Genomic DNA, 12034 nt, shown 5'->3' on the forward strand with positions numbered 1-12034 from the left:
TTCAACCTCTCGTTTTCTTGTGAATTGAAGAACAAGAGTCCATGATAGAAAAGGTAATTTATTTATCATTTATTACCGCCTCGATCTCTTTTACGATAACGGAGACAAAGCTCTTTTTGCCGTTGCGGGAATGGGTAAAAAGGAGAAATGCCTTTTTCGGAGAGTTGATATCCTGTGGATACTGCTTTGGTCACTGGGTTGCATTTGCATTAGTTGCAATCTATCGGCCTGGACTCTTTGAGTCATGGTGGCTGATGGATTACTTTTTCACTGCAATAATAATTGCTTGGCTGAGTGCCTTTCAATGGAGCTTAATGTGTTGGTTGATGGATAAGGCGGGAAAGTAGAACCTTGAACAATATGCAAGCAGTTCAATATATATGCGAACGCATACACCGTGCGTTTTTGGAAAGACTTTGTTGTCATTTTGAATAGAAGGAGGTTTTTTACGATGGGATTAAAACTGAGTGGCAATTATGAAGTCATTGAGGTAATAGACGGAGATACAGTGAAGGTAAAACTTGATAGAAGTCTTACCAGCCTGAGAACTCCCTGTACTGATACTGAAGAGACCAAAAACAGTAAACCCTTAAAGCCTGTAACCCGTTTTGGTGCCAAAACAGTTGAATGGACAAGAAAATGGTTTCAGGATAGAGGGAATAGAGCAAAGCTTGAATATGAGGCTGATTATAAAATCATCGATTTCTTTAATCGTCCTTTGACTTATGTGATTACGGAAAATGAAAACTATAACTTAGAGGCGGTTCGATGGGGATACAGCCCTTACTTTCAAAAGTATGGCTATGCACGTGGTTACCATGACGCTTTTCTGGAGGCCGAAAGAGCGGCCATGCACGAAGGGAGGGGGATTTGGGACGATGCAACCCATGCGGGGGATGCCACGCGACCCTATCACCTGCTTAAGATGTGGTGGGAGGTGCGAGCAAGGCACATCCAGGCGGGCAGAGATGAAAAGAGGGATAACAAAAGGCTTATATTCCTTCCTGATGGACTAGATTACGAGGAGGCGATAGTTGCTGCAAGGAGTGAGGAAGAGAGGGTTGTATTTGGTGAGATAAGTAATATAAGAGGTGCAGAGCTTGGTACGGCCATCGAGCTATCGGTTAAGTTTCAAAAATATTTCTATTTATACGTATTTGAAAAATCAGGAAGATATAACATTTTACAGATTGATGTTACAGAGATGTTGCAAAAAGTGTAACAATATAGTGCGTCTTGCGAACCCCTTCCCGTAATGGCTAATCCATTGATTTTATAAGTCCTCCCGGCATTTCAGTTTTATTTATTCATCCGGTTACCTCTTTTTTATCTGAAAAAGTGTAACATTTCCTGTTACACCTTCCATCTGGCAGCGGATGGACGGAAGTATCCCTATGGAGACGAGAACCCTTTATTTATTGGCAAATTGAGGAGGTAAACTTTTCTCAACCTGCTATGGAATCGAATTTGCGCTTTATATTGTACACACATTCAGTAGATACAATAACACCCTTCCCTATCACTCTGGGCGGCAGCGAAGTGTCTTAGGGTCTTTTTGAATATACAGGGACGTAGCTACAAAAGACGGCCTTACCGCACACGGTAAAAAGATAGCCTTACTGCCGAAGATGTTTTAATGAATATCTTTGCAGGAAAGCTTTTTTATTTTCATTTGAATAACGTGTAATTACCTGGCAACAGGGAAGGGAATTTACAATGAAATATACACTATGCATTACGCAACGATGTAATATGCGATGCGATTATTGTTACATCGACAAAAAGGAAACGACGCTGTCTCTATCCATCGCAAAAAAGATTATTGATTTTGTTTTTAAAAATACCCCTTCTGAAGAAAAGATTGATATCGGTTTCTTCGGTGGCGAACCGCTTCTTGAATTTGAACTCATGAAAAAAATAACTGAATTGATAGAAAATCATCCATCGTTTAATAATACATTGGTAGAGCTTACCGTTGTAACGAATGGGACAATTTTTTCTGATGAAATAGCTGATTTTTTGAATGAACACAATATAGGATTCTGCTTAAGTTGCGATGGTCCTCCATTTATACAGGATACGTTTAGGTACTTCCCAAATGGTAAGGGAAGTTCAACTGTTGTCACGAACACGATAAGACGCGCAAAAGAGGTTCTCTCCTCCGTTCTTGTTAATGCGGTTTATCATCCTGAGACTTTTCAATATTTACCTCAAGTTGTGGAATATCTTGCTTCCCTTGGACTAAAGCGGATCTATTTAAACCCTGATTTTTCAGCGCCTTGGTCGAAAAAAGAAGCTGAATTACTTCCTGAAATTTATGGTCAGATTTCAAGACAGTATATTGATTATTATCTTCAGCAAAATCCCCATTTTATCAGCTTAATTGACAGCAAGATAGCCGCTATTTTGCGCGAAGGATACAAACCGCTTGAACGCTGCAGAATGGGAACCGGAGAGTTTGCCTTCACACCTTCTGGAAATATTTATCCCTGCGAGAGACTTATCGGCGCAGACACGGGAAATGGACACTGTATTGGCAATATCACTGATGGGTTAAACAGAGAGCGAATGTTTTGCAAAACAGACCCTGACAAAGAAATTAACACCGAATGCATATCGTGTAGTCTGAAGGATTACTGCATGAATTGGTGCGGCTGCTCAAATTATTTTTCATCCGGGTATTATAACCGGGTAAGTCCGTTCTTATGCGCTTCAGAAAGAACTGCGATTATTACTGCATTTAATACCTTCCGAACCCTTGAGGAAAAACTTGGATCAGTCTTTTTTAACAATCTAATAGAAGTACATACTGCAAACTGTATGATTGGAGAATAGAATGAGAATTTACATCACGCTTCTGTAAAAAGCATCAAACACCTGAAAGGGTTTATAACGATGAATTCCCTAAATGGAATGAATCATTTTCTGGTAGATGGAAACAGTATGAAAAAGGGCCGCCCTCCCCCAACGATTGGGAAGTGCAATATCTGTTTATCTATAAGCAAATAAGAGTCAAAAGGCATTACATAATTTATAATTTCTCTTTCTGTATTCAGTAAGCGATATACTTTATGGAGGGTAAAACAATGGATGGAATAAATCCTTTCCTGGTAAGGCGATGGATATATGGGATACCGGCACCTCTTTGGCTTAAAAACATTGATCTGATAGGAAAAACTATAGAGGAATATAAACTCAAACCTGTGCCCATCGAGTCACTCATGGCAGAAAATCCTTTTACTCCACGAGATATTGTGTCAGGAGAACAAGAAAAGGCCCGTTTACGCTCCTGGCAATGGCCTGGAGGAATCAAGATAGCCCATCTGCATTATAGAGGCGATATCTATCTTCTCAACGAAAGCCAATGGAAAAATTTTTCAATTAGTGTTATTCGGGACTTCCAGAATAAGCTGGCTAATGTAAAAACAGTAGGTTTTGAGCAAGTTATGGAAATATCCGAGGCGGTAGACGGCATTGTTACTTAAATATTGCCCAAGAAGTTGGAGGGATATGATATTCCTCCAACTTTTGTAAAGATCGAGTATTTAAGGATGATTATAAGAGGAGGTCAAAGTATGGTTGGCAAGTGTGCCCCGGAAAAACGTTGGGCTTTTTTAGCTTATATTGCAGGAGATAATAATCTTAGTAATGCAGGACTTGAAGATATTCAGGAATTATGCGACGAAGGTGCTTCTGTGCAGGTACATGTAGGAGTCGAAATCGATACGTACGGTGAACATACAAGGTCTATTCGCTATGAGATAACGGCGAAAAAGATGTCTTCAGGTTTACGGTAGTTACCAATGGGCAATACACGATAGAGACAGGAGGAAAAACAGATACCCGTATGTCTCTGTTCGGCCCTGATAACAGAACAGCCCTGATTGCAGAAATGATCATATTGGAGGAAACAATTTAAATTCACGGATCAGTAAAACTCTCACACCCGGTAACTATTTTGTAGAAATCAGGCATTATTCATCGACCGGTGTGGGCGCATATACAATTAAAGTTCAAGCTGGACCTTAATTCCTAGAACAAAATGTCTCTAAATTTAATGTCAGTTTTTATCGCAATTTTTTCAAAACAAAAGTCTTTTATTAAAGTTTTGGTCTAATACGATGTTGTGAAAAATTTCAAACACTTTAGATAAGGAAAGGAGAAATATTATGAAAGAGAAACACATTGTCTTACGGACCACTCGTGAAGCTACTCGTGACGTATTCCTTGGACCATTCTCGCAACCACGGGGAGTCGAATCAATCCCCGCAGGATTGTCCGTCGAGGTCGAGGAGATTGACCGAGGCAAAATCTTAGCATTAACTCGCAATGCCGATGTCCTCGCTGTTGCTCCCTCATTCCCGATGAAGCTAATCACCCCCTTTGAGGATCAAGCCACCACAAGGCCTGCCGCCGGTGAAATTGCCTGGGGTATACAAGCCGTAGGGGCGGATACATCGCCTTTTACCGGCGATGGGGTCGTAGTTGCTGTGCTTGATACGGGAATCGATGGTTCACATCCGGCATTTTCAGGCGTGAACATCGTTCAGAAGGACTTTACAGCCGAAGGCAACGGTGATCAGCATGGGCATGGTACGCATTGTGCCGGCACCATTTTTGGCAGAACAGTCGATGACGTACGGATAGGGGTTGCACCGGGGGTGAAGAAGGCACTGATTGGTAAGGTGCTTGGTGCAGAAGGTGGATCGAGTGAACAGATCGTCAGCGCTATCCAATGGGCCGTAGAGAATGGCGCCAATGTGATTTCCATGTCCCTGGGTATGGACTTTCCGGGCTATGTTGAGTGGTTAAAGGAAACACAAGGTTTTCCCTCTGAATTGGCAACCTCCCGAGCACTGGAGGGCTACAGGGAAAACGTGCAATTGTTCGAACGACTCGCTTCGCTTATACGAGCCCAGGGGGCTTTTTTACAGGCGACTATCATCATCGCAGCCGCAGGCAATGAGAGTCGAAGGGATGAAAATCCAGACTTCGAGATTGCGGTCAGTCCGCCTGCTGTAGCCGAGGGCATCATCTCAGTCGCTGCCCTTGGCCAGGGAGACAATGGCTTCACAGTTGCGGCATTCTCGAATACCGGCGCCAATGTCTCTGCCCCGGGTGTTGGAGTTCTTTCTGCTAAGCTTGGAGGTGGGTTAAGTTCGAAGAGCGGAACCAGTATGGCTACTCCCCATGTTGCCGGTGTGGCTGCACTATGGGCGGAGAAGATTAAGAAAACTGGAGTGCTTACCTCTTTGCACCTGACCTCCCGGCTGATCGGCACAGCAATTACCGATGGCCTAAGTGGATTAGATCCTTTTGACATTGGTGCCGGGTTGGCTCGCGCTCCTCAAGTGTAAGGTGTTTGGTTAACCTGGATAATCCATGCGACCATACCTTGGTTGTATAGGAATTTTCATTTTATTTAAGCAGGTAGTGGTAGGGTGGATTAAGTGATAGCGAATTAACCTTTTCGGAAATAGTAGTGGTGGATTTGGCGTAAAAACCAACGCCTTAATCCACCCTACTCATAACTTGATAATATAAATCTCACGGATTATCTTGCAGTCAGGATTTTCTTTGCAGGGCAACCCTTTAGAGTCTGTGCAAAAATCCCCTTGTTAATACTGCCTGTAGTGGCAATTCATGAATTGCCACTAGCGCGCCCGAAAGTGCACAATGCCGGAAGGGTGAAAGTCCCTTTCAGGGAAAACGCTTTTTGCCCTGTAACCGACCGTAACTGCGACACCGTGAGGTGTGGTGGGGAGCAACGGGCGGTGAAGAGCTAGTCCGTAGGTTAACGAACTCGATTCGGTCTGTTGTAACGGCGAGCCTGCTAGGGAAAGGCGAAGCCCAGACCTCTAGACCTATCAAAGAGGAAGCCTATCAAGCTGAGGGGTAGCGTGATAAAGCGATGATAGGGAGCAACGGGTGGTTGGAGACGGAATGACAGGAAGACAAGGTGCATGAATCAGGGATACCAGAAAGATAAATCCTAAGGAGAGAAATACCGGCAGGAAGGACTAAAGTGTCGCCCATCTTAACAGGTAGTCCGGGAATGCAGAATTACAAAAATTCGAATGTTGGTAGAGAGAGGCTTATGTCATGGGAAATCAGGAAGATGTAACATTTCATAGATTGATGTTACAGAGATGTTGCAAAAAGTGTAACAATATAGCGCTTCTCGCGAACTCCCTGCCGTAATAGCTAATCCATTGATTTTATGAGACCTCCCGGTTTTTCAGTTTTATTTATGCATCCAGTTACCTCTTTGTTATCTGAAAAAGTGTAACATTTTCCTGTTACACTTTTCATTTGGCAGTGGATGGATGAAGAACCCCATAGAGACGAGAACCCCTAGTTTATTGGCAAATTGAGGAGATAAACTTTTCCCTACCTGCTATGGAATCGAATTTGCGCCTAAATTGTACATACATTCAGCAGATTACATAACACCCTTCCCTGTCACCCTGGGTGGAAGCAAAGTGTCTTAACGTGCAGGGCATTCCTATCGGAATGACAGATAAAACTCTGCCTTTACCGGGATTTACTGAAATGAACAAAAATATATTTCAGAAAAAGCCATTTTTTCAATAGTCGAGTGGTCTAACAACGTAGTTTTTAAAACATATCGATAAAGGCAACCCCAGAGTCATCTGGGGACGCAAAGTAAAGGGTCTTGCTAGCCGTTTTAAGCGGTTTAAACAGTTTGAACCGCCTATGAGACAGCCTTACTGCCGAAGATGTTTTAACAAATATCTTTGCAGCAAGGCTTTTTTGCTTTATGTGATGTTCAAAATATTTTGAGTATTTTGCAAGGAGGACCATGTATGAAAAATTTTACTTCGATGGCAATTGTAATTGCAATATTTTTTGTCTTGTGCCTCTGGGCCGATACATCTGTTCCTCATTTATATGCCCAAACAGACCGGCAACAAGCCGTGATCAATCAATTAAAGCAGCTTGATCCAACGATTAAAATTCGATGGGATAATAAAACAGGTGTTCCGGTTCGAGTAGCTGGTAAATTGAGTGAAAAGATTGATGCTGATGCTAAAGAGATCGCAATCCGCTTCTTCAAAACAAACAAGACTCTTTTCCATATGACTGATATAGAACAAGAACTTACCATTCGTGATGTGAATAAAGACGAGCGCGGCTGGGAACATGTGAAGCTTCAACAGATTTATAAGTCGCTTCCTGTTGAGGGAAAACAAATCGTAGTTCATATCAACAATAACAAAGAAGTTCAGGTTGTGAATGGGCATTATTTACCCAATATTGATTTAAACGCTTCGCCTGCGATCCAGCGTTCTGATGCTATTACTGCTATATTTAATGCGGCCAAACGGGATTTAAACCTACGAATGGAACCTGCGCAGGAACTGAAAGCTGAATTAATTGTATACAATTATGAAGATAAAACACATTTGGCATGGAAGGCGCGCCTGAAATCTGAGGATCCTCTCGGGGAATTTGTCTACTATGTGGATGCCCACACGGGTGATGTCATTCATTTCTATAATGATCTCCAGTTCGTATTAAGTCGTAAAACGTACGATGGTAAGAACGGAGCAATTCTTCCGGGAACTTTAAAGCGATCGGAAGGAGAAGTTTCTATGGGGGATGCAGCACTTGATGCAGCCCACGATAATGCCGGTACCGTTTACAACTATTACCATAATAATCATGGTCGTGATAGCTATGATAACTCAGGCGCAACCCTTAGATCAACAGTGCATCATAAAGAGAAGTTTAATAATGCATACTGGAGTCCTTTTGAACAACAAATGGTTTATGGAGATGGTGATGGAACCGTTTTTTCTCCATTATCCCAAGCTTTGGATGTGGTGGCTCATGAGTTAACGCACGCAGTTACAGGAAGTGAAGCAGGGCTTATATATGAAAATCAATCAGGGGCATTAAATGAATCTCTCTCAGATATTTTTGGGGTTTTGATTGATCCGTCAGACTGGATGCTTGGCGAAGACATTTTTACTCCTGGCACTCCCGGAGATGCCCTTCGGTATATGGATAATCCTCCACGTGGTAATCAACCTGATCATATGGATGATTTTGTTGTGCCTGATTCTAATGGAAGTAATTTGGATAAAAGATGTTATGATTCAAACGACAGGCACAATGGGTGTGTGCATTTCAATAGCGGTATACCAAACAAAGCTGCTTACCTTATGTCCGAAGGAGGAACACATCATGGGATTACAGTTCAAGGTATGGGACTTTTCAATATGGGTAGAATTTTTTATGAAGCACAAATTAACTGGTTGACTTCAAATTCTGACTTTATAGATGCGCGAGAGGCTACTTTAGATGCAGTGGCGGTTATTTTTCCGGGAGATACACAAAAATACATTACAGTTCAGAATGCCTGGGCTGCCGTTGGAATTGGCGATCCGAACGTTGAAGAGGTTATTACAAAGCTTGAGGTAATTATAGCTCCTCCCCCTCCCACAAATGCTTCCATTGATAGTCCAGGTGAAAAAGATGTCTTCGGGTTTACGGTAGTTACCAATGGGCAATACACGATAGAGACAGGAGGAAAAACAGATACCCGTATGTCTCTATTCGGCCCTGACAACAGAACAACCCTGATTGCAGAAAATGATGATATTGGAGGAAACAATTTAAATTCACGGATCAGTAAAACTCTCACACCCGGTAACTATTTTGTAGAAATCAGGCATTATTCATCGACCGGTGTGGGCGCATATACAATTAAAGTTCAAATTGAGTAAGTTTTTTTCACAATTTACTCACTCAAAACAAAAGTCTTTTCTTAAAACTGAAAAAAATTTTTGTAACGATATTTTTTCTGAAGGAGGATTTTTCACATGAAAAGGTCTGCTCTTATTCTAGTCATGGCATTTTTTTCTCTTTTTGTAATACCGCTTTTCGTGTATTCCCCTGGAATTTACGCACAGGAAAAGAAAAGGATCTGTGGAACCATGGAGGTTCATGAAAGACTCCTGAAAACTGTTCCAGCTTACAGAGACAGCAGGCTAGCAATTGAGAATCTTACAAGAAGTTACTTACTCAGGGAGGTATTGCGAACAGAAATAGTGAAGATCCCCGTAGTTGTTCATGTGGTATATAATACTCCTGAGCAGAATATCTCAGATGACCAAATCAAGAGTCAAATCCGTATTCTCAATGAAGATTATAGAAAGTTAAATGGTGATGTATCCACAGTACCATCGGTATTTCAAACTTTGGTAACAGATGCAAAAATTGAATTTGCCCTTGCTTGTAAAGATCCTGAGGGCAAACTTACCTCTGGTATTACAAGAACAAAAACAGATACAGCGTCATTTACCTATGATGATGCTGTTAAATTTACGGCAAAGGGGGGAAGGGATGCCTGGCCAAGGGATAAGTATTTAAACATATGGGTATGTAACCTGGGGGGAGGTCTCCTTGGCTATGCTCAATTTCCCGGAGGTCCTGCAGACACGGATGGGGTGGTTATCACCTATACGGCATTTGGCGATATCGGAACGGCGGCTCCTCCGTTTAATAAGGGAAGGACAACAACCCATGAAGTCGGACACTGGTTAAACCTGTTTCACATCTGGGGTGATGACTGTCCTGGAAGTGACCAGTGCGGTGGTTCTGATTCTGTTGGTGACACGCCAAATCAGGAGTGTTCCAATTACGGTTGTCCGTCTTTTCCGCACGTAAGCTGCAGTAATGGCCCGAATGGGGATCTGTTCATGAACTATATGGATTATACGGATGACGCATGTATGGTGATGTTCACGAATGGGCAATCAGCAAGAATGGATGCTGCTTTGGCAGGGCCAAGATTGGCCATTCAAAGCTCAGACGGATTAATCTGTCCGGATGATGTGAAGGCAAAGTTCCAGTACGAAATAAAATTCATCTGCGGAAAGTCCGATGGTAAGGTTGTGGCTCCCGGGTCATATTGGACTGCCATTAATGTTGGTAACCCCACAGACAAAAATATCATCCTGAAGAAAAGGTTTTCTATTGCCTTGCCGGGTGAGAAGCCGGGTCCCGTTTCTGATTTATTTAAGGCCAAACTCGGCCCCTATCAGGCATTTGAAATCGATAACAGGGATATCTTTGAGCACACCCGTACGAATGCAGATTTTATCAAGGGATTTGTAGTCATCGAGAGTGAGGTTGAACTGGAAGTAATTGCAGTATATACTGCAGGTGGTAAGAATGAGCAGGTTGAAACGCTCGACGTTGAACACATTTTACCACGGTGTCTTGGAACGAAAGGCTGCCCTGATCTGATCGTCGAGAAGATCGAAAGGCCGGAGTGGGACGCCCAAAATAAACGTTCAGTAATCCGCGCCACCATTAAGAATATTGGTGATGCCCCTGCCGGATCTACTGTAGCCCGGTTAACCGATACAAGCTCGGCGTGGGAACCAATTACTACTGCCGATGCTCCTACTCCGGCGCTTGGACCAGGAGATACCGCAACGGTTACCTTCTTTTTGCCATACTGGGTTTATAATCCCGATGCCGATCTGGAGGTAAAAGCAGATTATAAAAACGAGCTTTCAGAATGTAATGAAGATAATAACGTCAAGGAATTCCATGAGATAGGTTAACGATAAAAAAAGCAAGGCAAACGGATGTCGTCGTTAAAAACTTGAAGATGGGGATTTACCTGTCTTTCCGGAATTGATGACTTCTACCTCTTGAAAGGAGGTTTTTCGGATGAGCAAATTAAGAGTCAAATCCGTATCCTCAACGAAGATTACAGAAAGTTAAATGCTGATGTGTCCTCGGTTCCGTCAGTATTTCAATCCCTGATAGCGGATACGCGGATAGAATTCGCCCTTGCTTGCAGGTCCCCCGGCGGTGGCTCTACAAACGGTATTATAAGAAAATCAACAACTGCAACGGGATTTGGTTCTGACGATACGGTGAAATTTTCCAGCAGCGGCGGAAGTGATGCCTGGCCAAGAGACAAATACTTAAACATATGGGTATGTAACCTGGCAAATGGTCTCCTGGGATATGCTCAATTCCCCGGAGGCCCGGCTGATACGGACGGGGTAGTAATTACCTATACTGCATTTGGTGATACCGGAACGGCAGCTCCGCCCTTTGACAAGGGGAGGACGGCTACCCATGAAATTGGACACTGGCTAAACTTGCGCCACATCTGGGGTGATGATTGTCCTGGTGGAGACCAATGCGGTGGTTCCGATCTTGTTGATGACACCCCTAACCAGGAGTGCATGAATTATGGTTGCCCCACCTTTCCGAATGTCAGCTGTAACAATGACCCGAATGGGGACATATTCATGGACTATATGGATTATACGGATGACGCTTGCATGGTTATGTTCACTAACGGGCAATCTGCACGGATGGATGCTGCAATAACCGGACCGAGATCGGCCATCATGAGTTGAGACGGATTAAAGTGTCCGCCAAGTGGTGGTAATTGTGGCCAGGGATCGATAACAGCCATGGCGTGCATCCTAATCTTGTATGGTATAAGAAAAATACGTAAAAAATCCATAGAAACAAAATAGTTGCATAATAATTTTTGGGCGGGGCATGCGGAAGACAACCCTCTGCATGCCCCTTTATAAGGAATGAATCGAACTATGAAAATTACAAAATCATTACTCTTTTTTTCATTGCTATTCTTTAATGTCCAAACTATGGGAAGTAATAACGATCTTCCTAAGGAAATTTTCGGGCATTGGATACATTCTTACGAAGAAGATACAAAAGAGGCAAAGGTTTTCAGACCAGGCAATTATAATTTTCCCAGGGCCAGAGGCAGATTTGGATTTGAGATAAAAGAAAATGGAGAATTTGTTCAATATGGTATAGGCCCGACAGATCTCCCAGCTAAGATTTCCGGGTATTGGAAAGCAGAAGGAAAAGATAAAATAAATATCTATTTTGAAGATAAAGAAAATGCGTCGTATACAATAAATATTATTTCATGTACTGAGGATGTTTTGATGATAAAAAAGTAGAAATGACTTCGATTGGCAACCTTTTTTCAAACTATAAAGAC

Annotated in this window: 9 protein-coding genes, 1 pseudogene and 1 riboswitch; all 10 genes and pseudogenes read left to right on the top strand. The window is 42.6% G+C overall.

Annotation, left to right across the window (positions count from 1 at the left end):
- Positions 1-41: 41 nt before the first annotated feature.
- The 10 genes and pseudogenes from E3K36_11860 to E3K36_11905 all read left to right on the top strand — a co-directional run bounded on the left by E3K36_11860 (position 42) and on the right by E3K36_11905 (position 11993).
- Positions 42-347, top strand: a complete 306-nt coding sequence (locus tag E3K36_11860) for a DUF1360 domain-containing protein (GenBank protein ID MCF6155921.1) — start codon at positions 42-44, stop codon at positions 345-347.
- Positions 348-451: 104 nt separating this feature from the next.
- The gene (locus tag E3K36_11865; protein ID MCF6155922.1) at positions 452-1222 is read left to right on the top strand and encodes a hypothetical protein; all 771 of its coding nucleotides are present in this window, start codon (positions 452-454) and stop codon (positions 1220-1222) included.
- Between the two features lie 494 nt (positions 1223-1716).
- Complete coding sequence (locus E3K36_11870; GenBank protein ID MCF6155923.1) at positions 1717-2835, top strand: radical SAM protein; 1119 nt, start codon at positions 1717-1719, stop codon at positions 2833-2835.
- A 251-nt stretch (positions 2836-3086) separates the two neighbouring features.
- Positions 3087-3485, top strand: coding sequence for a hypothetical protein (locus tag E3K36_11875; GenBank protein MCF6155924.1), 399 nt, complete (start codon positions 3087-3089; stop codon positions 3483-3485).
- Between the two features lie 90 nt (positions 3486-3575).
- The gene (locus tag E3K36_11880; GenBank protein MCF6155925.1) at positions 3576-3797 is read left to right on the top strand and encodes a hypothetical protein; all 222 of its coding nucleotides are present in this window, start codon (positions 3576-3578) and stop codon (positions 3795-3797) included.
- Between the two features lie 372 nt (positions 3798-4169).
- Positions 4170-5357 (top strand): peptidase S8, encoded by a 1188-nt coding sequence (locus tag E3K36_11885; GenBank protein ID MCF6155926.1) that lies wholly within the window; start codon positions 4170-4172, stop codon positions 5355-5357.
- A gap of 1269 nt (positions 5358-6626) precedes the next feature.
- Positions 6627-6739: riboswitch (cyclic di-GMP riboswitch) on the top strand.
- An 88-nt stretch (positions 6740-6827) separates the two neighbouring features.
- On the top strand, positions 6828-8753 hold the full coding sequence (locus E3K36_11890) for a hypothetical protein (protein MCF6155927.1): 1926 nt from the start codon (positions 6828-6830) through the stop codon (positions 8751-8753).
- Between the two features lie 210 nt (positions 8754-8963).
- Positions 8964-9821, top strand: a pseudogene (locus tag E3K36_11895) (zinc metalloprotease).
- Positions 9822-10673: 852 nt separating this feature from the next.
- The gene (locus tag E3K36_11900; GenBank protein ID MCF6155928.1) at positions 10674-11414 is read left to right on the top strand and encodes a zinc metalloprotease; all 741 of its coding nucleotides are present in this window, start codon (positions 10674-10676) and stop codon (positions 11412-11414) included.
- A gap of 198 nt (positions 11415-11612) precedes the next feature.
- Positions 11613-11993 carry a hypothetical protein gene (locus E3K36_11905; GenBank protein MCF6155929.1) on the top strand — a complete coding sequence of 127 codons (381 nt, stop codon included), beginning with the start codon at positions 11613-11615 and terminating at the stop codon, positions 11991-11993.
- Positions 11994-12034 lie beyond the last annotated feature (41 nt).

The sequence above is a fragment of the Candidatus Brocadia sp. genome (assembly GCA_021646415.1).
Taxonomy (GTDB): Bacteria; Planctomycetota; Brocadiia; order Brocadiales; family Brocadiaceae; genus Brocadia.

Bases quoted from the DNA above. Each gene is read 5' to 3' on its own strand.
- E3K36_11890 (MCF6155927.1), top strand. From the start codon at position 6,828: ATGAAAAATTTTACTTCGATGGCAATTGTAATTGCAATATTTTTTGTC.
- E3K36_11875 (MCF6155924.1), top strand. From the start codon at position 3,087: ATGGATGGAATAAATCCTTTCCTGGTAAGGCGATGGATATATGGGATA.
- E3K36_11870 (MCF6155923.1), top strand. From the start codon at position 1,717: ATGAAATATACACTATGCATTACGCAACGATGTAATATGCGATGCGAT.
- E3K36_11865 (MCF6155922.1), top strand. From the start codon at position 452: ATGGGATTAAAACTGAGTGGCAATTATGAAGTCATTGAGGTAATAGAC.
- E3K36_11905 (MCF6155929.1), top strand. From the start codon at position 11,613: ATGAAAATTACAAAATCATTACTCTTTTTTTCATTGCTATTCTTTAAT.
- E3K36_11880 (MCF6155925.1), top strand. From the start codon at position 3,576: ATGGTTGGCAAGTGTGCCCCGGAAAAACGTTGGGCTTTTTTAGCTTAT.
- E3K36_11885 (MCF6155926.1), top strand. From the start codon at position 4,170: ATGAAAGAGAAACACATTGTCTTACGGACCACTCGTGAAGCTACTCGT.
- E3K36_11860 (MCF6155921.1), top strand. From the start codon at position 42: ATGATAGAAAAGGTAATTTATTTATCATTTATTACCGCCTCGATCTCT.